The 25,352-nt window shown below is 45.5% G+C and carries 22 protein-coding genes; 4 read left to right on the top strand and 18 right to left on the bottom strand.

Annotated features, from left to right (window positions below; translation table 11 throughout):
• On the top strand, positions 1–501 hold the full coding sequence (locus tag FN831_RS03555) for a hypothetical protein (protein ID WP_142526843.1): 501 nt from the start codon (positions 1–3) through the stop codon (positions 499–501).
• Positions 502–558: 57 nt separating this feature from the next.
• Here the strand turns inward: FN831_RS03555 and FN831_RS03550 are convergent, their stop codons facing one another.
• The 5 genes from FN831_RS03550 to FN831_RS03530 form a co-directional block, all read right to left on the bottom strand.
• Positions 559–1,284 (bottom strand): DUF72 domain-containing protein, encoded by a 726-nt coding sequence (locus tag FN831_RS03550; RefSeq protein ID WP_142526842.1) that lies wholly within the window; start codon positions 1,282–1,284, stop codon positions 559–561.
• Entirely contained in the window at positions 1,284–1,985 is a 702-nt protein-coding gene (locus FN831_RS03545) for a DUF421 domain-containing protein (RefSeq protein WP_142526841.1), read from the bottom strand. Before FN831_RS03545 ends, FN831_RS03550 begins: the two co-directional genes overlap by 1 nt.
• A 1-nt stretch (position 1,986) precedes the next feature.
• Positions 1,987–2,667: a DUF421 domain-containing protein gene (locus FN831_RS03540; protein ID WP_142526840.1), complete on the bottom strand. Its 681-nt coding sequence runs from the start codon at positions 2,665–2,667 to the stop codon at positions 1,987–1,989.
• Between the two features lie 87 nt (positions 2,668–2,754).
• The gene (locus FN831_RS03535; protein WP_142526839.1) at positions 2,755–5,454 is read right to left on the bottom strand and encodes a PAS domain-containing protein; all 2,700 of its coding nucleotides are present in this window, start codon (positions 5,452–5,454) and stop codon (positions 2,755–2,757) included.
• A 78-nt stretch (positions 5,455–5,532) separates the two neighbouring features.
• Positions 5,533–5,889, bottom strand: a complete 357-nt coding sequence (locus tag FN831_RS03530; protein WP_142526838.1) for a helix-turn-helix domain-containing protein — start codon at positions 5,887–5,889, stop codon at positions 5,533–5,535.
• 302 nt (positions 5,890–6,191) lie between these two features.
• On the opposite strand from FN831_RS03530, the gene FN831_RS03525 reads away from it, so the two are divergent.
• Positions 6,192–7,091, top strand: a complete 900-nt coding sequence (locus FN831_RS03525) for an alpha/beta fold hydrolase (protein ID WP_142526837.1) — start codon at positions 6,192–6,194, stop codon at positions 7,089–7,091.
• Between the two features lie 262 nt (positions 7,092–7,353).
• The gene (locus tag FN831_RS03520) at positions 7,354–8,112 is read left to right on the top strand and encodes a rhamnogalacturonan acetylesterase (RefSeq protein ID WP_142526836.1); all 759 of its coding nucleotides are present in this window, start codon (positions 7,354–7,356) and stop codon (positions 8,110–8,112) included.
• A 36-nt stretch (positions 8,113–8,148) separates the two neighbouring features.
• On the opposite strand, the gene FN831_RS03515 is transcribed toward FN831_RS03520, so the two are convergent.
• Together FN831_RS03515 and FN831_RS03510 are read right to left on the bottom strand one after the other, a co-directional pair.
• On the bottom strand, positions 8,149–9,162 hold the full coding sequence (locus FN831_RS03515) for an energy transducer TonB (protein WP_142526835.1): 1,014 nt from the start codon (positions 9,160–9,162) through the stop codon (positions 8,149–8,151).
• Positions 9,152–9,727, bottom strand: a complete 576-nt coding sequence (locus FN831_RS03510; RefSeq protein ID WP_142526834.1) for an RNA polymerase sigma factor — start codon at positions 9,725–9,727, stop codon at positions 9,152–9,154. The genes FN831_RS03515 and FN831_RS03510 overlap by 11 nt, the downstream gene beginning before the upstream one ends.
• Before the next feature lie 78 nt (positions 9,728–9,805).
• Between FN831_RS03510 and FN831_RS03505 the strand changes: the two genes are divergently transcribed.
• Positions 9,806–11,653 (top strand): vWA domain-containing protein, encoded by a 1,848-nt coding sequence (locus tag FN831_RS03505; RefSeq protein ID WP_142526833.1) that lies wholly within the window; start codon positions 9,806–9,808, stop codon positions 11,651–11,653.
• Between the two features lie 46 nt (positions 11,654–11,699).
• Here FN831_RS03505 and FN831_RS03500 read toward each other — a convergent pair whose 3' ends face one another.
• From FN831_RS03500 to FN831_RS03450, 11 genes are all read right to left on the bottom strand, one after another.
• Positions 11,700–12,857, bottom strand: coding sequence for an acyltransferase family protein (locus FN831_RS03500; protein WP_142526832.1), 1,158 nt, complete (start codon positions 12,855–12,857; stop codon positions 11,700–11,702).
• A gap of 127 nt (positions 12,858–12,984) precedes the next feature.
• Entirely contained in the window at positions 12,985–13,812 is an 828-nt protein-coding gene (locus FN831_RS03495; protein WP_142526831.1) for an SDR family oxidoreductase, read from the bottom strand.
• 115 nt (positions 13,813–13,927) lie between these two features.
• On the bottom strand, positions 13,928–14,818 hold the full coding sequence (locus FN831_RS03490; protein WP_142526830.1) for a helix-turn-helix domain-containing protein: 891 nt from the start codon (positions 14,816–14,818) through the stop codon (positions 13,928–13,930).
• A 51-nt stretch (positions 14,819–14,869) separates the two neighbouring features.
• On the bottom strand, positions 14,870–15,799 hold the full coding sequence (locus FN831_RS03485) for an RraA family protein (protein ID WP_142526829.1): 930 nt from the start codon (positions 15,797–15,799) through the stop codon (positions 14,870–14,872).
• A 27-nt stretch (positions 15,800–15,826) separates the two neighbouring features.
• A complete protein-coding gene (locus FN831_RS03480; protein WP_142526828.1) occupies positions 15,827–17,083 on the bottom strand; it encodes an amidohydrolase/deacetylase family metallohydrolase in 1,257 nt (418 codons plus the stop codon).
• Positions 17,084–17,108: 25 nt separating this feature from the next.
• Positions 17,109–18,632 carry a SusD/RagB family nutrient-binding outer membrane lipoprotein gene (locus FN831_RS03475; RefSeq protein WP_142526827.1) on the bottom strand — a complete coding sequence of 508 codons (1,524 nt, stop codon included), beginning with the start codon at positions 18,630–18,632 and terminating at the stop codon, positions 17,109–17,111.
• Positions 18,633–18,642: 10 nt separating this feature from the next.
• Entirely contained in the window at positions 18,643–21,990 is a 3,348-nt protein-coding gene (locus FN831_RS03470; RefSeq protein WP_246101326.1) for a SusC/RagA family TonB-linked outer membrane protein, read from the bottom strand.
• Positions 21,991–22,258: 268 nt separating this feature from the next.
• Positions 22,259–23,233: a FecR family protein gene (locus FN831_RS03465; protein WP_142526826.1), complete on the bottom strand. Its 975-nt coding sequence runs from the start codon at positions 23,231–23,233 to the stop codon at positions 22,259–22,261.
• Positions 23,234–23,368: 135 nt separating this feature from the next.
• Entirely contained in the window at positions 23,369–23,905 is a 537-nt protein-coding gene (locus tag FN831_RS03460) for an RNA polymerase sigma-70 factor (RefSeq protein ID WP_142526825.1), read from the bottom strand.
• Positions 23,906–24,249: 344 nt separating this feature from the next.
• Entirely contained in the window at positions 24,250–24,525 is a 276-nt protein-coding gene (locus FN831_RS03455; RefSeq protein WP_262711872.1) for an ABC transporter permease, read from the bottom strand.
• Positions 24,526–24,629: 104 nt separating this feature from the next.
• Positions 24,630–25,346 carry a sugar isomerase domain-containing protein gene (locus tag FN831_RS03450; protein WP_142526823.1) on the bottom strand — a complete coding sequence of 239 codons (717 nt, stop codon included), beginning with the start codon at positions 25,344–25,346 and terminating at the stop codon, positions 24,630–24,632.
• Positions 25,347–25,352 lie beyond the last annotated feature (6 nt).

Here is a 25,352-nt window from a genome sequence, read left to right as displayed (position 1 = left end):
ATGGAAGACAATAAAGATTATCAACAGATTTCGGGATGGGGCATAGATGCCGATCCTGAAGATGAGCCCAACTATCCTATCAAGAAATATACAGGCGATGACCATAACAGAAGTAACTGGGAACGGCCGCAGCTGCAGGTGCAGGATGTAGAGATTTTGAAATCAAACGAGCGCCCTTCCTTATCTGCTGTATTTGGTACTGCAAGCCCTCCAACAGGTTTAAGCGGAGTGATCAGGCGACATGCCTTTAAATATAGTGAAAATAGCTATGGTCACTGGCTGCCCCTGCTGCTGGCAGACCGTATTAATGTTGTAGAGGGAATTATTGAAGACCTGAGCGAAGGTGTAATCCCAAATATATTTGCAGAGCGCGGCTGGAAGGCCGACTTCAAATACAATAAGGGTGCCCTGGCGAAAAAGGTTTTGATCAGGGCCGCAGTGCTCGGAGTAATCGTGATTTGCCTGAGCAAAAAGAAAAAGCGTAAGAGTTTTTTCGGTTAATCAAGCTAGTAGTATTAGCAAAGAGCCACGTCACAAATCTGACGGGGCTCTTTTTTATTATTGTATTAACCTGTTTAATTCCTGTGCATTGAATACGGCATAGGTTTGTATGTCGTTATTAAAAAACACAAAAGCTTCTTTGATTTTCTTTTCGCTCTTAAGCTGATCAGCAAAAGCTTTGAGACGGTCTTTAGTATAATTGGATGAGTACAAACTGTCTTCTCCGTGGAAACGGTAGTAAAGGAACTCTGTGTTGTGAACGATCTCGTTTGGCAAAGATGGATGGCTCATTCCGCAGAAGCTGATTTTTTTCTCTGCCAGGCTTTTATAAACTTGCGCATTCCACCAGGATTCATGTCTGAACTCCACTACATTCTGTACGTCATCATGCAGGGCATTGATGATCTTTTCCAGTTTATCCGCCGTGTAAACATAGTTTGGTGGCAGTTGGAACAGGCAGCAGCCGCATTTGTGCTTAAGCCCTTCTTTTACGGTGCCGTAAAAATCATCAAGCATCTGCTCCGTATTGTTAAATTTCTTAAAGTGCGTAATCACCCGCGGTGCTTTAACAGCAAAGCGGAAATGATCGTGACTATCATTATACCACTTCTCAAGCATGTTGAGCTGCGGGAAACGGTAAAAAGTAACATTCAGTTCCAATGTATCAAAATGCTGACTGTAAAAATCAAACCACTTTTTCACAGGAAGTTTTGCCGGGTAGAATGTATCCCGCCAATGCTTGTAGTGAAAGCCCGAACATCCGATATGGTAGTTTGTCTTCATCAGGCTTTTTTATCTGTAATTGCCGGCACCCATATCTGATGGTCACAAACGGTACATTTCACATCCGCTGCATTTCCAGGATTCCCGGTATGCCCACAGAAAGCGCAAACGTAAATCTCAGCCTGCCGGTTTTCATCCTTCCAGTAATCCAGGTCGTCCTCTGGCATAACGGACAAACCTGGTTTTACATCCTCATCGAGCACCAGAGAAAATGCACCGCTCGATTCCATATACAGCCTTTTCACATGCCCCAGATGTGGGACGCCGTGGGCTCGCACCTGCTCAAAGATCAGGGCCTGTGACATGCCGGCGGGAATGAGGCAATCCACGTTGATCGTAGAATCAACTACTAGGAAATAAATGTCCCCGTGGATCAGCTGCTCAAATTTTTCATGCCCAAAAGCCCGTTTGGAGAGTAAGCGTTCGCAGATCACCACCACCAGTGCAATCACCACTGCCGGAAGAATGCCCTTGTCGGGCGCCTGTATAGGCACACCAATTGCTGCTGCCAGGGTAACCATTGCGGCCATTTCGGTTACGTTTAACTGCAGGGCCATGCGTTTGCCCATCAGCCGGATCGCAAGGATCAGTATAAAATAGATGATCACCGTCCTGATGATTACTTCGATATAAAAAGATCCGGGGACTGCGCCGATAAATATGCGGTGCCAGTCTAACAGCTTATATATGTCCTTTTCCATCTTACTTTATTGCTATGATAAATGAATCCTGTTTACAGTTGATGCAGAGCCCGTCTATATTATTATGCACCGTGCCGCAATTTGCGCAGACCAGCTCATCCTTTCCATCCTTTTGAACGGATAGTATATCATGGTCAGTTGGTGGAAAGAGCGGTAGCCCGGATAGCTCTTCGTCTGCAGCGAAGATGGTAAATGAGCCTGAGGGTTCAAGATATACCCTTTTCACTTTGCCCAGATTGGTAATGTTTTTACTGCGCAGTTCTGAGAATAACTGCTGGCGTGAGATCCTCACCTCACGCATCTGATCGAGTTGTAACACACCGTTTTTAACGATCACTGTGGGCGTACCATATAAAAAGTTTTCGCCCCGCTTGTACTTCAACCCAAAGTAGTTTACCCCCCGGTGCAGTCCCAGTGCTGTGATCAGGATTAGCGCGCCCTGCAGGATCCCCCGGTCTGATATCTGCATAGGTACGGATACGATGGCACCAAGCGTGACCATCACCGTCATCTCAATAATCGTAAGCTGCCCGCTCATTCTCTTTCCCAGCCATCTTACCACTGCCAGCAACAGCAGATAGATAATCAGCGTTCTGAAAAAAACTTCTATCAGAAAAAGCGGACTCACATCACCGAATAATATCCGGTGCCAGTCCCAGGCTTTAATATCTTCAGGTTTCATAAATACAATAAAAAACAACAGTTAAATCACAGTCAGGGGCTCTAACATATGTCTGCACATTTAGTTTAGTATTGTTTTGTAATATTTTTAAACCGGGAGCTCAAAGAAAAACGTGGAGCCCTTACCTGGTTCACTCTCTGCCCAGATTTTACCTCCATGGTGTTCGATAACCTCTGCGCTCAGATACAAACCGATGCCGAATCCGGATACAAGACCATTGTTTTCTACCCTATAATAGCGCTCAAATAACCTTTCAATATCCTCCTGTTTGATACCTATCCCCTGATCACGCACGCTGATGCGCACCTTTTCCTCAGCAGATTCACAGAAAACATCGATCCTGGTATCACCAGGAGAATATTTTGAAGCGTTGCTTACCAGGTTATTGATCACCTGCGCTATCTTTTCGCGGTCGGCATTGATCCATACTTCATCTGCCGGATGAAAAACCAAGTCGTGCGAGGAATATAGCATTTTATGCTCTACCTCAAGCTCACGCAGCAGTGCAGTAAGTTCAAAACTGGTTCTTTCAATATGGATTTTGCCAGATTCCAGCCGGGAAATATTTAAGAAACCATTGATCATTGTGGTCATCTGCCTTACCTGTTTGACAGAATTCTCCAGCGCATTTGTCGCAAAATTATCCCCTCCCTTTTCAGCCTTGCGGTGCAGCAACTGGAGGTAGCCTTTTAACGAAGTCAGCGGAGTTTTCAGTTCATGCGAAACCATACCAATAAAATCGCCCTTACGCTGTTCGTCGCGCTTACCCTCGGTAATATCGAGTATCACACCCGAAAAAGAGAATTGCGTAGCAGATTCGACCGTATTTCGGCTGCCCAGCACCCTCAGCCAGCGCAGTTTACCGTCATCCCGCCGGTTGATAGTAAAGGAAATATCATAGGTGTCTCCTGTTCCTGCTGAATCTTTAAATATAGCAGCCAGTTGCGGCTGATATTCAGGGCTTACCTGCCCGATGATGTCTTCTAAACTTACCTCCACATCAGGATTAAAACCAAACATTTCTCTCAGCCTTAAAGATGTAGTTTGTTTGAACGTATCAGTGTCAACGCTCCATGTGCCCACATTTCCTGCTTCAATAGCAAGACGCATCGTTAGCTCTGCCTGCTCTACCTTTTTCCGGGAATTTACCTGCTGTGTAACATCTACTGCAACCACAAGGATGTCTGCTACTGCTCCATCATTGCCGGCTACAGGCTGGTAAACTACATTGAAAAATATTTCCTTAAGCTCTCCGCCATGCTCCAGCATTGCCCTGATCTCATTGGCATAAAATGCCTGTCCGGAAGTGTATACATCGTCCAGTAATCCCAAAAATGGCTGTCCCTTCAGTTCCGGCAGTGCTGCCGAAAGTGGCATACCAATAATCTTTGAGGTTTTGCCCCATACATCCAGGACTTTCTGATTGGCGGTTTCTACGATGAACTCCCTGCCGTGCAGCACCCCGATTGCCACCGGGGCTTCCTGGATCAGGAATTTGAACCTGGCTTCGCTTTTGGCAAGTTTATTATTTGATACGGATAGCTGGTCATTTGCACCAGAGAGTTCGTTGGCATATCTTTCAAGCAGCCTGCGGGCCTGTACCCTGTCTGTAATTTCAAAAGACATCACCAAAACACCGTCCCATGTACCAGTAAGGTTCTCCAGTGGCTGATAGGTATAGTCAACAAAGGTTTCACGGATAGTTCCATCGGCCTCGGTAAAAAGCACAGGGCTCTCTTTTACATCTATCACCTCACCGGTTTGCATTACCCTGCGCAACTGTCCGGCAAATGGCTGGTCGGCAAGGTCAGGCAATATCTCAAGAAAGGGTTTCCCGATCACTTCGTCCCGGTTCTTTTTCCAGTAGCATAGATTTGATTCATTGATCATTTCTACGATCAGGTCATCGCCCTTGATAACTACGACTGATGCCGGCAGCATATTAAGGATCTGCTCCAGGTTGCTGGTAGCCTGCTGGGCCATAAGTTTACTCTGAAAAAAAGAAGTGACCTCGTACGCAAAATTGACTATGCCGTCAACCTTGCCTTCTCCGTCAAATCTTGGCAAATAACTGAAATTGAAATAGCGGTCAGTGGTAGCACCGTGTTCATGCTGCGAAATGGGCACCAGCTGGTCACGGAACTCTACAGGTATACCGGTATGATATACCTGCATGAGCGCCTCTGCAATATGGGTGCCCTTAATTTCAGGTAGTGCTTCAAAAAACGGGCGGCCCAGGAGCTGCCTTCCGGGTAGTATTTCCTGATAGTTTGAGTTTACCAGTTCAACGGTTAGCTGCTCTCCCACCATTACGCTGATACCGATGGATGCCTGCCTGAAAAATTCGTACAGCCGGTCGCGTTCCTGCTTAATGGCTGCACTGGCCGCGGCCATTTTTTCGCGTTCACGCACCTGATCAGTGTTTTCCAGTACCCATACAGCTACTTTTGATACAGCACCATCATCGCTGAATACTGGTGCATAAACGAAGGTAACATAGATCAGTTCTTCTATACCATGTCGGATGAGCCTGAGGCTAACCTCATCTGCATAGTATGGTTTTTTTGTGATCACTACGTCAGCAAGTGCCTTTTCATAATCTGCTCTTGCTTCGGCAAAAGGCTCCCAGTACCACTTTCCCAGTACTGAGGCTTTTGGCTTTCCGGCGATTTCCAAAAATTGAGGATTTACCATTTCTGCTACGAACCCCTCAGCGCTCAGGATACAAATCCCGATTGGGGCACTATCAACTATAGTTTGCAGTAATGGGCTGTCTTGTAAATTCATTCTTATTGTTAAAGCACTAATGTAGGTTTAACAATTGGAAAGGCAATAATTCTCACCGATATACAACTTTTCCGACAGCTAATTTCCTTTTCCTTTGTCCCGCTCTTCATAGAGATCGATGATTTTGGCCTGCAGGATCAGGATTTCGCGTGCCCTTTCGTCGATCAATTGTGATAACCGGCTGATCTCCGGTTTTTGGTCGATGGCACTTACCTGGGCATCATCCATGATAAGGTCTTTTACATGCACTGAAAATAGTTCAGCGAGCTGTATAAGCCTGGAAATATTTATATCTGTGATCCCTGTTTCGATCTTTGAGTAGGCAGGTATCGAAATATCTAATTTCTGTGCAACATCCTGCTGTACCCAATTTAGTTTTTGCCTTAGTTTTTTTATCCTCTGACCAACTAACTTACTTGTTGCAATTTTTTCCATAAATATTAAATTATTCACCAAAATAGTGTGGGAGTAAACTCTTTATTCGAGTTTCTCCCTGATGTTTCTTTAAATACTATAATATTGAAATATCAGAAGAAATAATTAATAAATCAATATATTTAGATAATTATGAATCTAAAGCGACACATTACTATTCTTATACAAGAATATTGATCTGTTGCACATATCACTACTAATGGTGATAGGTTAATCAGGGTCATTTTTCCATTTTTACCCGTCTGATTATTTTTCTCAGATCTGAAAATGATCATCCGGTATCACCAAATTACTCTTTGTATATGGAACTTTTAACCTCGCATTACGCCCTATTTAAAGGAGAACATTACGCACCGCTGAATGGTGTAATTATCCGCTATATTGTAAGTGGACAAGGCCCCGTCTGTCTTTGTCCCACACCTGGCTGGGGCCCCTCACTGGTCATGTATAAAAATAGCCTGCATCCACTGGAAGAATATTTTACCATGGTTTACTACGATACCCGGATGAGCGGCAGATCCAGCGGCCCCGAAGATCCTATGAAATATACCAGCGAAGATTTCATGAAAGACATGGACGCACTACGGAACTACCTGCAACAGGAAAAGATATGGCTTATGGGACATTCTTCTGGCGCATACCAGGCATTAAACTATGGCATCCATCACAATGATAATTTAAATGGCATCATAGCGATCAGCGCTATAGCGGGCCGCGATAGCCTGTCAGGAGAAGAGCTTAAGAACAATATATTAAAGCGTGCGGCAAAACCGCGGCAACAAAGAGGGGCAGCCATTTTTTTGGGAAATGACACTACAAATTATACCCTTAATGAACAAGTGAGGTTAAGTTTGCCGCTCTATTTTCATGATCAGGACAACCTGGCCGTATTTGCTGAAAAAACCGGTGTACTTGAACTGAGCGAAAAAGCTTTCAGATATACCAATGCATCAAAAAACGGCTCTGAACTACTTTTTCCCCTGCTCCATAAAATTACAGTATCTGCATTGATTGTTGTTGGAGATGACGACTTTATCTGTGATAAAATTTCACAATCTGATAGGATACATGAGCAGATAGCTTCTTCCACATTGCTGGTGATTAAGAATGCAGGGCATTACTGCTGGATAGAGCAGCCGGAGCAGTTTTTTGAGGGCTGCAGGGCCTGGATTAAAGAACAGGAGAAGCTATCATACAATTAAATCTATTGTAAATGATATACATTTTTCTGATCATGATGATTTAGATAAAAGTAGATATTTTAAACAATTACGTATCTTAGCACAGCTACGCTTGAGTATTGAATAACAAATTTTAAAAGCTATGGAAGGAATAGGTTCATTTTTCAGGGAAGAAAACGATATTTTTTACCGCAAGGTGCCCGCGTGGCTTTAAAAAAGAAAAATCAATAGCCTCTGCAACTGTCATACAGGAAATTACCATAAATAAGTACAATACATTCCTATGAGAAGAAATCCACCAAAACACCTTATCCTTATCACTCTCGCAGCGCTGGCAATATCTGCGATGTCTTTTCTCCTGGCTCCCAAACACATTACAGTTTACCTTGCCGGGGATTCAACGATGGCAGATAAAGAAACGAAAGCTTATCCTGAAACAGGATGGGGAATGCCTTTTCACGATTTCTTTGACAGCAGCGTCACCGTAAAAAACATTGCCAAAAATGGGCGCAGTACCAAAACTTTTATCACAGAGGGCTTGTGGAAATCGATTACTGACAGCCTGAAAAGCGGTGATTATGTACTGATTCAGTTTGGGCATAATGACGAAGTGCCCACAAAAAAAAGTTTTACCACTGAAGATGAGTTTGCATCAAACCTCAGCCGTTTTGTAAAGGATGTAAAATATAAAAATGCCAAACCTGTACTGATTACTCCCGCAGCCCGCCGTAAATTTAACGCAGCAGGACAGCTGGAAGGAACACATGAAGTTTACGCTGCGATTGTGCGCAAAGTGGCACTAACACTACATGTACCGATGATTGATCTTGACAGGGAAAGCCAGGCAGTGCTTACAAAGGAAGGGCCCGAAGGCTCAAAAAAGTTTTACAACCACTTAAAGGCAGGTGAAAATTCTAACTACCCGGATGGAAAGGCAGACGACACACATTTCAGCGTTCTTGGGGCCAAAACAATGGCCGGGATTGTGATCGCAGATATACGTGCTCTTCAACTGGATTTAGCAAAAAGAATAAAACCATAATCTACGGCTGCTTCCCTCCCGCGATGAGCATTAAAACTAATGAAACTTAATTTTTATGGTGATCATTTTGTCTATTTCTTCCTGATCACCAGTCCATTTGGAGCCCTGAAGGATCAGGTCCGCCGCCTTGCGGTCAGCTTCTTTGTTCATACCCTTAATTACGATTACATGCGCAGGAGAACCATCACTTTCAATTAAAAACACAAGGGTTACACTTCCCCTTTCGCCAGAGGGAAGCGTGGCATTATCTTTCAGGTATTTTTGATATGCATCCCAGCCAACGACCGGATGGGCTTTGCCAAGTTTTAGCGGCAGCGGTGCTGCTTTGCTTGCGAGCGCAGTTAAAGGGGTATCTGATTTTTCCATAATCGCAGCAGAACGGGCAGCTCTTTTTCTCTGTGCGCCGTAAGCGGTGACCACAACCTCACTTAAGCCCTCATGATTGTTCATCATATCTACAGCCGCCCCAGCTCCGGCCAGGCCAGCTATGACTGCAGAATCAGGAATATCCTGAACCGCAGGATTTTTACGCACAACGGTATTTTGGAAAGCAATTTCTGGCTTATTAGAGCCGGATTTGTGAATTACCGGATTTTTGAGTTGCGGGCTTCTCGCCACGAAAGACTGATCTTTATTTTTAAAGCTGCTGCCCTCCTTAACGATATCCGCCGTATCAGGGCCTGCCTGCTTGCCCAACCTGCCGGCCTGCTCAGTTTGCTTCTTCCTCAACTTATCCTGCTGAGGCGTTCTGAATATCCACAAACATGCGATGGTACCAATCAATACAAGTGATGCCGCTGCAATCCAGCCCTTCCAGGAAGTCATTTTACGGCTTTTACCGGCAGCTGCAACACGGTTAATAATCAGCTGATCAATATCCCTGAGCGTACGCTCGTCCGCCTCCCTGTTGCCAGTTTCCATACCCTGTATCATATCCATTAGCATAGGATCATCCTGCGCCTCCCTCTCCAGCCGGTACATAGCCTGGCTATCCAGCTCCCCATTAAGGTACTTCCTGATCAGCGATATATCGGCTTTGCTATTTTTCACGATTTTTGTCCATACAAATTTTCAAATTCCTTTTCCCGTTCTGGATATAGCTCTTGATATCATTTAAGCTGTACCCGGTAAAATCCACAATTTCCTTGTAACACTTTTCTTTGAGGAAAAACAGGCTCAGGCTCTCTTTCTGCCGCTCCGGCAGCTTTTTCAGACACTCTTCCAGGGCTGTAAGGTTTCTTTCTTTTCCTTCCTGGTCTTCCTGATGCAAACTCAGCGGAAATTTCACAAAATCATCAAAAGGTACATACTGCATTTTTTTGCCGGACCGTAGCTGCATTAAACAATAGTTGCGGCTAAGCACATATAACCAGCTGCCAAACTGCCGGATCTCCTGCTTGTGCACTTTCACAATGAGTTCTTCAAAGATCTGCATCACAGCATCTTTACTGAGTTCAGTATCCTGTAAATAACGGTTGCAGACATAATATACCATTGATGAGTGGCCCTGGAATAATTCTCCCAGCAATTTAAGATCGCCTGTTTTAAGATAACGGTTCAGCAGCAACTCATCATTTATAGGATCGGATTTTTTGGAGTTGCTGAACCAGGTCATTTAAAGCAAGATAAAAATTTTTACAGATAGTTTGTGGAATTATTTAGCATGATGCATCCCCCGGCAAAAATCAACAACATGAAAAGAAATATTTATTTGATTATGCTCTTTCTTAGCCTGGCAGGATTTAGGATCAGCAGCACCCGCAGCATCAGCGGAACAGTTTACAGCAAAGCAGACAACCAACCATTGCCCGGAGTAGCTGTTTTAGCGGAGGGAACAAGGTTGATGGCCACCACAGACCTGAAAGGGCATTACTCGGTTGCTGTACCTGAGGGCAGCAGCATGCTTGTATTTTCTGCTATCGGATATCAACAGCAAAACAGGAAGATTGGAAAAGCTGACAGGCTGGATGTGTGGATGGATGAAGCCGGTAATGCACTGACTGAAGTGGTAGTTACTGCCTATGGGAACGCAAAAAGTCACCGCTCCCCTGCAAAGCGCATGACAGAGGTTCCGATTTTCCGCAATTATCCCCCAAACGTTGAATCGTATAAAGGCATCACTGAAAATACCTTTTTAAATCCTGCAACAACTCCCCTTTCCACTTTCGCTATCGATGTAGACGCTGCATCTTACAGTAACGTGCGCAGGATGATCAGCACCGGGAATATGCCCCCCAAAGATGCGGTAAGAATCGAAGAAATGATCAACTATTTCCATTATGATATGACCGGCCCCGCAAATGAAGATCCTGTTGCCATTCATACTGAGCTGGCATCGGCTCCCTGGAACCCGCAGCACCGCCTGTTGAGGATAGGATTGAAAGCAAGATCTATAAAAACCGATAAGCTGCCGGCGTCCAATTTTGTATTTCTGATTGATGTATCGGGCTCAATGGAAAACAGCAACAAGTTACCACTGGTAAAAACTTCAATGAAGCTGCTGGTTGACCAGCTGCGCGACAAAGATCATGTAGCGATAGTAACTTATGCCGGAGCCGCGGGTTTGCAGTTGCCGAGTACCCCCGCCAGTCAGAAGATGAAGATCAAGGATATCATTGAGAACCTTGGTGCCGGGGGATCAACCGCCGGTGGCGAGGGCATTAAACTGGCTTACCAGATTGCCCGCCAGAATTTTATCAGGGGAGGAAATAACAGGATTATACTGGCTACCGATGGCGATTTTAATGTAGGGGCATCCAGCGACCAGGACATGGAACAGCTGATCGTGAACGAAAGAAAAAGCGGTGTATCCCTGTCTGTTCTGGGCTTTGGAATGGGCAACCTGAAAGATAGCAAAATGGAAACACTGGCCGACAAAGGCCATGGGAACTATGCCTATATCGATAATATCTCTGAAGCAAGAAAAGCTATGGTGACCGAATTTGGTGCCACCCTGTTTACAGTGGCCAAAGACGTAAAGATCCAGGTTGAATTTAATCCCGGTAAGGTGCAGGCCTACCGCTTACTTGGCTATGAAAACCGCCTGATGGAAAAAGAAGATTTTAATAACGACCAGAAAATTGGCGGTGATATGGGAGTTGGCCACACCATTACCGCTTTATATGAGATTATCCCTGCGGGAATTAAAGATAACTTTAGCACAAGTGTCGACCCGCTAAAATATCAGCGTACTAAAGAAAACAAAATCAGGAACGCCTCCGCCGAAATGCTTACCGTAAAGTTTAGGTATAAAGCTCCGGACGGCGACAAAAGCAAAATGAAACAGGTAGCAGTGACAGAGGTCAACCTGCAGCTTTCAAAAGCAAGTGCCGACTTTAGGTTTGCCAGCGCGGTAGCTGAGCTGGGCATGCTGCTGCGTGATTCGGAATTTAAGCAAAAATCAGATTTCGACAGCCTGATTGCCAGGGCAAAAACGGCTAAAGGATTAGACGAAGAGGGCTTCCGCGCGGAGTTCATCAACCTGGCGCAAAGTGCAAAACTGCTTGCAAAAAGCAATAGTGCCAGCAGCGGCACAAAGTGATTTTGTAATGGGCAGGCGCAGGTTGCTCTCCTTGCGCCCTGCCCTTTCAGACCTTTACTATCACGTTCTTTTTATACATCCACCATATCAGGATAAAGATCAGCAGCACTACCGTAACAGCAGAGATCAGTGAAGCATTATTGGCTGACAGGTTTGGCACAAAGATCTCGTGGTTCACATACGCCCAGATATTGGTCTTCTCCCCTTTGGAAGTAAAAGGAATAAAAGACAACAACCTCGGCAACATGCCTGAAAGCACAAATGCAGTAATTGCATTGCGGCCAAAAGCTACAAAAGGCCAGATCAACAGCTGATGTTTTTTCACATCAATAATCCAGTAGGATAGCGAAAGGATAATGATCCCCAGGCCGCCGGTAAGCAGTACAAAGGAACTTGTCCACAATGATTTATTGATAGGGAAAAACAAATTCCAGATCAGTGCCAGTACCACCAGCACTGTACCCGTTCCGGCGATCGTTCCCAGGTCTTTCACAGTTTTCAGGTTCCCCTTTTTCAGCCAGGTAGCCGTAAGAATACCAATGAGGCTTGTACCAATAGCAGGCAATGTTCCCAGCAAGCCTTCTGGGTCCCAGGTTTTGGAGAATTTCCAGAGATGGTTTTCAGTAAATATGAGCCGGTCCAGCCAGGCGCCAAGATTTGTTGCAGGCTCCAGATTGGCAGGGCCAAAACCCGGCACCGGCACAAAACACATCAGGATATAATAGCCCAGCAGTAAAACCACAGCGATATACAGCTGTGCCCTGGCACTGGTTTTAAGATAGATCAGGGCACTGATCCCAAACACCACACCGATCCTGAAGAGCACGCCCGGAATACGGAGATGGGAAAGGTCAAACTTCCAGATCAGTGAGAGGCACATCCCAAGCAAAATGATGGTTAGGGACCTGCGCAAAACAGAGAGCAACAGTGCAGCGTGCAACTGGGGTATAGCTTTACGGCTCTCCATCGCATATATTATGGATACTCCTACCATGAATAGGAAAAATGGGAACACCAGGTCTGTAGGGGTACAGCCATTCCACACAGAATGCTCAAGCGGGGCATAAATATGTGCCCAGCTGCCGGGGTTATTCACCAGGATCATGGAGGCAACAGTAAATCCCCTGAAGAAATCCAGCGATAATAATCGCGGTGCTTTTACAATGGCAGGTACGCCCTCAGTGTATTGATGTGTTTTTCCCATATGATATCAGGTATTTTCCAGCTATCAATGTAAGCAAACACAGGCTCATCAGAAAGTATTCTTTTGATTACAATTGTAAAGTATCAATGCCGGCTTTAAGTATAAGAGCCGGCACTGATAACACATATTAATCTTTCAATTCACTGGCAAGCGCAAGTTCCTTCTGGTTGTCAAGGCTTTCCAGCCGCGATACCAGGGACGCCCTTACATCCCGGTAGGCATCCCCTCCCAAAGCTAAGCGAAGCGGTGCAGGATAAACCTCTACAGAGTTGATCACCGCCTGTACCGTATGGTTTACATCCCCTTTGATAGGGAAACCGCCAGACGCTACCGCTCTGCGTACGTCACCTGCTGGTGTAGCATCATAAGCCTCCATTACAGGTGCAGTGTGCAAGGCTGCCGCGAACGATGTATGGTGCGCGCCCGGCTCAATAATGGTAAGCCCAATATTTAAGGGAGTGATTTCCTTGACCAGCGTATCACAGAAACCTTCTACTGCCCATTTTGTTAAATGGTAATAGCTAAAGTTTGGATAGGTAGTTTGTCCCCCGGCAGAGGAGAACTGGAGGATGCGGCCACTGCCCTGGGCTCGAAGATATGGAAGGGCAGCCCTGATCACCTGAACAGAGCCCAGGATATTGGTATCTATTTGTTGCCTGATCTGCTCATCGCTAGCTTCTTCAGCAGCACAGAACAAAGCGTAGCCCGCGTTATTTACTACCACATCAATTTGTTTGAGCTCTTCAAAAGCCTGTTTCACTACCGCTTTGATCTGCTGCGTATCAGTTACATCCAGCCTGGCGATCCAGAGCCTATCCCCATATTTATCTTTAAGATCACTGATGGCCTCAGGTTTACGCAGGGTAGCAGCTACGCGGTGCCCTTGTTCCAATAATTTTTCTGTTAATATTCTTCCCAGTCCGGTGGAAGTTCCGGTAATAAACCATGTTTTCATTTTTGTCTGATTAATTAATAACAAGACAAATTTAGCCCATGGCTGATGGCAGGGGTTAGCCCCATTCAAACCAATGCAGACCACAATCAAACCAGAACGATAAAGAACAGGATGATTAACGCAGGGAAGATGGCGTTTGCCCGGTATGTGCGCGAAAGGCTCTTGTAAAATGGGTAGCCTCTTCAAAGCCCAGGCTGTTGCTGATCTGGCTCACTGTCCAGTTGGAATGCAGCAGCAGGGCACGGGCTTCCTGCATCATGCGTTCATTAATCAGCTGGCTTGTGGTGCGCCCTGTTACTTCCTTCAGCGCACGGTTTAAAGAGTTTGGATGTACGGCCAGGCGGCCGGCAAAATCCTGTGCGCTGCGCAGGGCTATTTCCTGATGTGGATAAACCAGCGGGAACTGGCCCGCCAGCAGGCTTTTAAATGAATCTGTCAACCGCGTAGCGGCAGTTTGCTTGCGTGGCTCTGCTTCGGGCTCAAGCTTTAGTGCCCCATGGATACACTCCAGTACATATAGAAACAGCAGGTCGTACTTATGGGTATAAACTGCAGCCTGGTCAGTGATCATTTTCTTGAAAAGGCTTTCAAAAAGAACCCGTTCTTCCTTTTTTAAAATAAATACCGATTGTGAGCTGCCGTTAAAGACCGCCCAGTCGGCCGGTCTCAGATAAGTGTGCAAGGGCAAAAAATCTTCTGTAAACATACAGCTGTACCCGCTGCAGGTACCTTCATGTACTTCCCAGCGATAGGGATCGTCACGATTGGTAAAGATCAGTCCCCAGTCTTCAGGACTAAAGCGGTACTCCTGCCCGCGGTGAAAATAGGAAGCATTACCGCTGATCAGAGAGATCTTGTAGAAATCTTTACGGCTGTATATTGCCGTTGCAGCAACACTTGCGGCAGAAAAATCCTCCAGGCGTACGGCTACGAAATAACCGCCCGCACTATCATTCCTGGCGGATATCTCCGGTGCGTAAGTCTCTATTGAATGCTGATCGATCATATACAAAGATAAAACAATGTGATACACAGAAGTATCACATTGCTGATTACTTTACCAGGTCCTGCCCTTCATATACTCATCAAGCTTGGCGCGGCTCATTGGTATTTTGCCAGGGTTTTTATCCAGCCATTTCAGGAAATCTTCCTTGATTTTGTCTGTCCACTGGTTATCAATTTCTCCGGTAGAATATTTGCCTTCCTTTAACATTTGTATACCAAAAGTATCACGGAGGCTGATAAATTCTGCCGTAAGGATAACTTTTTCTGCAAGGTGCGCCGGGATAAAGATCACCCCTTCGCTTTTAGCAATCACCAGGTCGCCCGGCAGCACAATCGCCCGGCCAATCCTGATTGGGGTGTTTAGCCCCGTCAGCACCACATCTTTCAGGTAAGAGGGGTCCCAGTCGCGCACAAAAGCATTGAAACCTTTAATCTGTCTCAGCCCGTCAAGGTCACGGCTCGAAGCATTGAAAACTACTCCCGTACCCGTTTTTGCGAAAATGGAGTTGCCCAGGTTATCACCGATCAACGTTCCTTCGGCGATTTTGCCAAAGCCATCCGCTACGTATACATCGCCTTTGGTTAACATATCTATTGCCCAGGCATTGGTATTTCCTTTTCTTCCCTGTTTGGTGCCGCGGTCTTTGATGTTTTTTTCAAGGTCGGGCCGCGATGGCATATAGGCAGCGGTAAGCGCCCTGCCCACAAAGGGCTGATCATCGTGCACCATTTTAAACCCGCCATCAAACTGGCACTTGTAGCCTTCATTGTTAAGGATAGTCCAGGCTTCTTCGATACCTACGTTTTTTGCACGTTCCAGCAGTTCGTCCGGGATGCGTGGCCTTCCATCAGGAAAACGTTCGCCTTTCCAGTCAGACGTCAGGTAAATCAGTTCTTCTTTCGGGATCGTCTGTGCATTTACAGCAGAGGCTAAAAATGTGATGCCCAATGCCAGCAGGCTGCTTTTAATGTTCAATTTCATCTATAGTGTTTTTATAATTATTCAAATTTAATGATCGCCCTTGCCTAAAGCAATCGGCGTAGTATTTCCATTGAGGTCATAAACCACTTTACCATCCCTGATGGTAACCTCGCACTCAAACTTCTGCGTTCCTGATTCTTTATGCCCGGTATAGTCAAAGAAACCAAATTTACCTTTGCGGACGTCAAAAACAGTTACATCGGCAGGTGAGCCTTCAGAAAGGTTGCCAAGTTCTTCCATCTGGATGGCCTGTGCAGGTGCCCATGTAGAAGCTTTGATGACATCCTTTAAAGGCATGCCCATATTCAGGAATTTAGACATTACGCTCATCATGTCTTTCATCGCATTGTTCATACTTCCGGTATGGATGTCTGTACTCAGCGTATTCGGATAAAAACCCTCTTTCATGGCGGGCAGCGCCTGAGAATAGGCAAAGCTGATCCCTCCGTAACCCACATCAAAGATAATCCCTTTCTTGCGGGCTGTATAAAAATAAGGTTTTACCTTGCCGGTAGCTTTATCGATCATCTCTTCCCTTGACGGTGCCAGCGCACCAAAGCAATGCGTAAAGATATCCCCTTTACGCAGGTGCGTCATTAAAAGTTCCTCCAGTGGCAGTGCAGGCTCGGCACCTCCAAAATCTACCATCACCGGAATATTGGCTTTCTTACCTGCTGCTACAGCATGATCTACAGGCGTCCACTCATGTCCTTCATAGTGCGCCACCTTGATGCCTACAATTATCTTTTTGTTGTTATTAGCCACCATTGCCAGCATTTTTGAGTTCATATCAGTAGTATCCTGCTCATATGCTCCCCCGCGCATGCCTTCGCCAACGATATTCAGCATGGCCAGTACGCGTGTTTTCGACTGGTCGATCACGTTTTGTTTAAACTTGGGGAAGCTTTTCCAGCCAGAGCTGCCTGCATCAACTACCGTGGTTACGCCCACACGAAAAGTAAATCCGTCGGGATTCAGCGCGTGAAAGCCATCGCTCAGATAATGGTCTGGAGTAGTGCCCTGGAAGTTATGCGAGTGCATATCGATTAGCCCCGGTGAAACATACAGTCCTTTTGCGTCTACTACCTGCGCTGCATCAGCTGTGCTGATATTTGCAGCCACTTTAGCGATTCTGCCATTCAGTATGGCTACATCCATCACCTTGTCGATATTGCTTTTGGGATCAATCACGTGGCCGCCTTTGATCACGATACTGTAATGCTGCGCCTGCACCGAAAAACCAAACATGCAAGCGGCTGTACAAAAAAGGAAAAACTTGTTCATTGTGTATAGTATTTATTTTTGTGTTTTATAGTTTATCCCACCACATCCTGGTTAGGAAATCATCGGGACCCTGGCGCGCAACTGCCGCCCGGTAATTCTCGCCATTCAGGTTCTGCTCAGTAATCGGATATTCCATCCTTCTGAAGATCTTGCCCCCCGTGGCGTTGCCTACATAATTATTTGGTACCAGCGCCGGATATCCGGTACGGCGGTAAGTAGCGAAAACCTCCTGCGAGTTGGGATAAACCCCTATCCAGAATTCGTTATAGATTTGCTCCAGCTGCGCGGCCATGGTACCGGAAACCGGCAGTTTGTGGTATCTGATATATGTATTGGCCTGGTCAGCACTGATGATGCCTGCCGGGCCGAATAATGCCCATTGCTGCATGGATGCCGTAATACCATTTTCATAGAGCGTACTGGCAGAGTTTGCGGTATACCAGCCCCTCAATGCAGCTTCGGCCAGCAGAAAGTTTGTTTCTGCATTGGTAAGCAGGAGATACGGGCTGTTTAACTGGAGGATCGTGCGCTGGTTAGGTTCAGAATAAGTGACAAAATCAGATGGCTTGGAGCCCAGCATCGCAGACATTCCCTTTTGAACGGCAGCAGAAGTATCTGCCCGTCCGTTTACATAAACTACCGACAGCACGGCGAGGCGCGGGTCTCGGTTGGCCTTCAGTGAATTGATAAACACATCCTGAAACTTGCCGCCTTCAGTATTGCTTGTTCCGTTGGCCTGGATATAATCCGAGTTGAGCATATTGAGTGCCAGCGGGTTCTTATTGATATCCTGACCGGTAACCACATATCCGTTTACTTTTGCTATGTCTGCATTGTCAAGAATTACACCGCCGGCGATTGCCTTTCTAGCCCATAGTTCGGCATTTGCCGGATCAACTTTAGTCATTCTCATCGCCAGGCGCAGCATCAGCGAATAGGCGAACTTTTTCCATGGGGCGATATTGCCACCATAGATCAGGTCAGCCTGTCCGAATGTAGTTTTTGACGCATCAAAAGCCGCGGCAGCTTCATCCAGTTCTTTAAGCAAGTCAAAGTAGATGCTCTGCTGGGTGTCGTAAACGGGTTTATAGATCGCATCCGTGTAGCCTTTGCCCGCTTCTGAATAGGGAATATCTCCGTACAGATCCGTCAGCCGGCTAAATATATAGGCTTTCCAGATCCTGGAGGCCGATAGCAGATTGCTCTGTGCCGGGTTATCTTTTACGGTGTTGATCACAGAAATGATCTCGTTGATTTCTTTGGGATAGGCATTGGTAAAGGCCAGATAACTTGCGCTGCGCTGGCTGAGCACATATTTTGCCCCAAAACCGGCAACATCATTAAAACTGGTGGTATACTGCATTGTTCCCTGTAACAGGATGAGTGTGTTTGCAGCACCGTCAAGCTGCGCTTTTGTAAAGGTAAATTCGGGATTAACTACCGGCGAGGCATTGGGATTGGTGTTCATCTCTTCAAATCCCTTATCGCAGGATGAGAACAGCAGGCAGAAAATGAGTGCAAGAATGAGTTGTGATTTAAGTCTGTTCATACCTCTTTCATTAAAATTTAACCATCAGATTTAAGCCCACAGTTCTTGTTCTTGGCAGGCCAATAGATTCAAATCCCTGACTTGAAGAATTGGTATAACTCTGCTCGGGATCAAAATTATCCGTTTGCTTGAAGAGCGTAAGCAGGTTACGTGCTACCAGCGATATGGAGGCCGACTGCAGTGCAGCGATCTTTTTTACCGGCAGCGCATAGGACAGGATCACCTGCCGCAGCTTTACAAACCCCGCATCGTATACAAACAGGTCTGTATATGATTTGTAGTTGTCATAGTAGGATTGTAGCCCGCTTACCGGGATAAACCTGCTGTACGCTGCACCGCTTTGAGTTACCCCGGTAACGGTAAGCCCCCCGTCCCTGCCGGGAAGTGTCATTTTGTTTAATCCCAGCCTGGTGGCGTAAACATCCATCAGGGAGAAGATCTTGTTGCCAAATTTGCCGTCGATCAGAATGCTCAGCGTAAATTCTTTATAATGAAAATCATTGGTAATACCCATCGTCCAGGGAGCTACCCCTTTGCCCAGCACCTCCAGCCCCGTAGCCACAGGCAAACCGGTGGTTGCGTTAAAAATTGTGTTGCCACTGGCATCTTTCGCCATTTTTGTGCCCACGATGGAACCGTACGATTGGCCTACGATATTATTCACATAAGCGTAGGTGTTTACTGATGAGGCCACCTGGATCTGGTTGAGCCCCTCGCTCAGTTTCTGCACCGTATTCTTGTTGTAGGATACATTGTAGCTCAGGTTCCAGGAGAAATCCCTGCTTTTGATGGGATTGCCGGTAAACATGGCTTCGATGCCCCTGTTATCCAGTTCGCCCACGTTGAGGATCACGTTGTTAAATCCCGTGGTTCCGCTAATGGCCGTATAAACGATATCGTTTGTAGTTTTGCGGTTGTACAGGGTAAGGTCTATTCCCAGCCTGTTGTTCAGCAATTTAACATCTACGCCGGCCTCGGTAGTGGTTGAGGTATAGGGCTGCAGGTTTTTATTGCTGATGGTGGTGCTGGTCACGTTTTGTATGGGCTGGCCCGAAGAGGGCTGACTGGTATATCCCAGATTGATCTGGTAGGGATCGGGAGCACCTCCCCCAACCTGTGCCCATGAGGCCCTCAATTTAGCAAAGCTGATCAGCCGGGGCAATTTGAAAGCATCAGACAATACCAAACTTCCGCCTACCGAAGGATAGAAAAGACTGTTATGCAGCGGGCTGAGGGTGGAGAACCAGTCCTGCCTGCCGGTTACGGTTAAAAAAGCATAGCCTCTGAAGCCAGCATCTGCCGAAGCAAATAAGGAATTAATGGCCGTGCGATTATTGGTTGGCACTGAAGCTATGGTAGAAAGATTTGTGGTACTGTAAAAATAGGGGATCGTAAAATTCCTTCCTGTGGTAGTAAGCAGGTTATATACAGACCTTTGCTGGTTGCCGCCCGCAAGTGCATTCAATGAAAAATCACTGCTGAGCTTACCACTGTAATTGACCGTAAGCAATCCGTTGGTTTCAGAGTTATCGGCCTTTAATGCCGCATACTGGCCATTTGGCGTGTATAATGTGCCGCTGGGCAGGATATACTCATAATCGTAGTTGTAAAAATCACGGCTTACGCTGGCTTTTGCAGACAGGTTCCTGATGATTTGAAACGTAAGGCCAGCCTGTCCGATAAAGCGGTTCTTGGTATCCTTTTGTTTGAATTTATTCACTACAAAATAGCCATTGGTGGCAATGGCGGCATCATTCCATGCCGTTTCATTCCCGTTGGCATCATAACCTGGTTTGAGCCAGTCAATATCAGTAGTGTTGGCCACTAACAGCGGGGTCCAGTTTGGATTGCCAAGCGCATCACCTGCCGTAGGCCTGTTATGCGCATTCTCTATATTATATTGGGCCAGTGCTTCGAAACTTATTCTTTTGCCCAGTTTGCCGTTTACGCTAAGATTGGCTGTTTTGCGGTTATAGGTGGTGTTGGGCAAAATACTTTTACTGTTGAGGTCGCTGCCCGAAAAACGGTAAGTGAGGTTGTCATTGCCACCCGTAAAGGCAAGCGTATTGGTAAATGATGTTCCTGTCTGGTAAAAATCCTGCACATTATCTTTCACTGCTGAATAAGGATGGGATAATCCGTCAGCAGCGATAAAGGCCGAGCCATCAATCCTTGCACCAAAAGAGCGGCGGCCACTGGCCAGTGCCTGGGCCTGGCTTGTGGGTTTTGTACCATCGGTGCCCTGACCGTATTCATACTGCCAGTTGGGCGTAACGATTACCCTGTCAACATTGAAAGTACTGTTATAATCTATTCCCACGCCCTTTTGCGCATGTCCTTTTTTTGTGGTAATCAGAATAACACCGTTTGCAGCCCTGGCGCCATAGAGGGCGGCGGCCGTTCCACCTTTTAAGACACTGATGGACTCGATATCATCAGGGTTAATACCACCGATGCCGTCTCCCCTGTCTACATTGCCAGTCCCGTCAGAACCACCATTTGAAGTGGCGCTTCCGCCGGGGGTACTGTTGTCCATCGGCATGCCGTTGATCACATAAAGCGGCTGATTACTGCCGTTGAGCGAGCCGTTCCCGCGGATGATCACCCGGCTTGATCCGCCGGGACCGGTAGATAAACCGGAAGCATTTACACCGGCAATTTTACCTGTAAGCGCGTTGGCTACATTATTTTCACGGGCCTGTGTAAGCTCATCTCCCTCTACTTCGCTCACGGCATAAGCCAGGGATTTCTTTTCTCTTCTGATGCCCAGGGCGGTAACCACAACTTCTGTCAGTTCCTGCGACTGCTCCTGGAGCACCACATCTGCGGCAGTCCTTCCGGCTACGGCAATTTCCTGCACCAGGTAGCCCATAAATGTAAAAATGAGTGTGCCGCTGCCATCTGGAATGGCAATGGTATATTTGCCCTCGGCATTGGTGCTGGATGCGGCAGGCCCTCCTTTAAGCCTTACACTTACCCCGGGAAGCGGCAATCCTTTGTGATCTGTTACCGTACCTTTAACCTGGGTTTGCTGCGCGGCCGGGATCACTGTTTTTACTGCCACAGGCTTATTTCGGTTTTTTACTGACTCGATGAGTATCAGGTTGTCGGTAAAAGTAAATTGCATATTTAATGGCTCAAGAATCGTCTTAAGCACCACTGAGAGTTTTTCGTCCTTAACATTGAGAGTCACTATATCAGACGATCTGAAAATATCAGAACCATAGGCAAAGTCTACCTTCGCCAGTTTATTAATCCTTTTTAAGACATCGGTCACAGGCATTTTGCTCACATTGAGCGAAATTTTGATATCAGGATCCTGTAACGGGGCACTTTCAGCCTTAGAATATAAATTCAAAAGAAGCAAAACAAGAGTAAATATAATACTAACCAGATTTTTACATGAATATCGGCGCGACAATATGTTATTTGTCATATATTTGAAGAAATTTGTTAATACTTCTCCGGTGAGTGGAGAAAATGAATTTTTTGAGCGAAAGCTTAATTAGTTGGATGTGGTGGGACACATCCAACTTTTTTTTTGTAAGGTTCCTTACTGCATAGGCATTCTTGGTAGTTAATCAATAGTTCCGGTTCAATCGAGTGGAGATCTATTATGTCTTGGCTTAGTATATAATATAGTCGTCTTTGGTTTGTTTATATGTGGTTTCTGTTAAGTGGGTAACTGCATTGAGGATCTCGATAAACGATTGTTTATTAAATGTGCCCGTAATCCTGCGCTGTTTTTTCTCTTTGTTCAGCACGCTTACGCTGATGCCAAACTTATTGCCAACCTTCAAAGCAATTTCTTCCAGTGTAGCATTATCAAAGGTTAGCTCTCCTTTGCTCCAGGCAATCATTTCGGCAGCATCTTTTAATGAATCTACGTCAAAATCGTCCTTATCGATGTTCATACTGGCACGTTGTTTAGGTAACAAAGTAACAAGTTTTTGCGAACTGGTATTTTTAACTGCTACTTTACCGCTAAGGACCGTTACAGACATTTTGGACATTTCCGGATAAGCCATCACATTAAATGAGGTACCCAAAACGCTGGTGACCACTTTGCCTGAATGTACCAGAAAAGATTTTGAGGGATTGTGCGCTACTTCAAAATATGCTTCTCCGTTCAGATAGACCTCGCGTTTGTTTGCGTCAAATGTTTCGGGATACAGCAATTCAGAGCCTGAGTTGAGCGTAACCTTAGTGCCATCGCTCAGATGTACAACCAGCATTTTCCCTGCTCCCGCTTTACCTGAAACATATTCTGTGTTCTGATCTTTTAAGTTCTTATTTGGGTTGAACCAAAATGCCAGGGCGCATACTCCGATGAGCATTGCTGCAACACTAAGCCAGATTCTTCTGTTGCTTCGTAATGGCGTTACTTCAGGATCTGAAGCAACCGATAAATCATAAATCCTTTGCCAGTCTACGTCGTGTTCTACAGTGGTATCCTGACGGTTCCAGAGATGCTCCATCTCAGTATCCAGATCAGCATCTTCCCGTTTGATCAGTTCAAGAAATTCTGCCACTTCAGCTTTATTAGCTTCGCCCGCTACATATTTACTAAAAAGTACAGAAATCCTATTTTTTACTTCCATTTTCTGGCTGATTTAAAGGAAAGACACACAAGGTGTCTGATCAGACTAATGGAAACAGAAAAAAAATAAAATTATTTAAAGAATGCCTGATAGGGGTAATAATAAGCGGTTAGGCACCGCAGATTTATAAATTTTTTAAAAGCAGAGCAGAAAGAAAACGGTCACGGCAGAGCTGATTCCATTTTTAATCAGAAAAGAACGCACAATGCCCATTGCAGTAAGATGATGATTTTTAACTGTGTTTTTTGAAAGTTTGAGCTGCGCAGCAATTTCGTCATAACTAAGCTCATCTTCCTTGCTCAACTTAAATACCAGCTTCCGTTGTGGTGAAAGTCCGTCTACAGCCTGGTTGATCAGTTTATTATAATCAAAAAGGTTAAGCTTAGTTTCTGCGCTATCGCCATCCTTTGCGGCAACCCTGATGAGCTCGCCAGACATCTTTTCATTATAAGCTACCTTGCGCAGGTGGTTTAATGAAAGATTTCTGGCAATTTTGAAAACGTAGCCGTCCAGGTTCTTGATTTCATGCAGATTTTCTCTTGCTACCCACAATTTAATAAAAATTTCCTGTGTAATCTCTTCAGCAACGTACTCCGACTTTGTTATGGCAAGTATATAGGCATAGATCCTACACTTGTAGTTAGTAAACATTTGGTTGAAGTCCTCTTTCATGGAATTTGTAAAAATTAATCTATAGCCGTAGGTTAAGTGTTTATAAAAATCGTTTAAGCATGCTCAAATTACAACTTATTGACAATATTTTCAATTAAATATGAGGAAATGTATAAATATTTTGAAAACGGCCTTCCAAGAAAAGAGCAAAAAGCTATATCATAGTATGATATTGTCCATTTATACACCTATTAATGGGCAATATCCGACAATCGTAACAATATCGTACAATGTGTATTTTTTTTATGATCTGGCTTTTTTATACGATTTAGATTGCGTTTTAGACAGTCTGAAGAATCAAAACAAAGAAATGCGATCTCTTTACAGGAGGATATTCTGCAGGTTTACTCATCCCTGAGACATTGTATTGGGTTCATCTTCGCAGGTTTTAACGCCTGAAGCCCTACGGTCAACCATGAAATGAACAAAGCAAGCAATCCGGCGCCTGCAAAATACCAAAGATGAAGATCAATCCTGTAAGCAAAGCTATTCAGCCAATACCTGGCCTGTACATAGCTTAAGGGAAGCGCGATCAGTACCGACAGTGCAACAGGCTTGATAAATTCGCCCGATAGTATATATATAATGCTCCATTCACTTGCGCCCAATACTTTCCTGATCCCTATTTCTTTGACCGACAGCGCGTTTTTTGAAATAACTCTGTAAGATTTCGAACAGTGCCTGTCCGGCTTTAAACATCAACATCTGTATATTATGGCTTGGCTTACAAGTGCGTTATTCTGTCCTCATATTTCTGGTACAGTTCTTCATTGGAATACCCATCAATATTCTGGCTGTGGTAAATAGGTAATTTAGCTCCTTTTGCAGAGGCTATTTTCATGGCTTCTGTGGTAATGGTATTTACCAGTAACATACCAGCGATTGAAGATGCAGGCCCAACCAGCTTGCCCTGTGCTTCCATCAAACCATCACCCGAGGGCACGTGGTTATCGATGACCAGATCTGCAACATCGCAAAGGCGTTTGCCGCTGGCATGGCGCGAGGGATAACTCTGCGATTGGGTAAGGGAGGTGATGGCAATCACTTTAAGCCCTTCTTTTTTTGCTCTCATAGCCATCTCAATAGGCATGGCATTTCTGCCGCCATTAGAGATGATGATCATGATGTCAGAAGAACTGATTTTATATTTGTCCCACAGGATATCGGCTAGCCCGCTTACCCGTTCTATCGCAGCACCTCTCCGCGCACCACTTGTAGCGAGTACTAAATCATCAAGGATCGTATTTACATTGGCAAGTCCACCGGCGCGGGTAAAAAGCTCCATTCCAATAATATGGGAGTGCCCTGAACCAAACGCGTGAATGATCTGATCGGCAATGATCACTTCAGAAACCCATTCAGCAGCTTTTTCGATATTTTTAGTTTCGGCTGCAGCTATAGTGTTGATAAGCTGGGTGACTTTTTCGAAGTATTCAAACATGAGATC

The sequence above is a fragment of the Pedobacter westerhofensis genome (assembly GCF_900182595.1).
Classification (GTDB): domain Bacteria; phylum Bacteroidota; class Bacteroidia; order Sphingobacteriales; family Sphingobacteriaceae; genus Pedobacter; species Pedobacter westerhofensis.
Note: the sequence above shows the minus strand (reverse complement) of the source record. Positions and strands in the feature narration are given on the sequence as shown.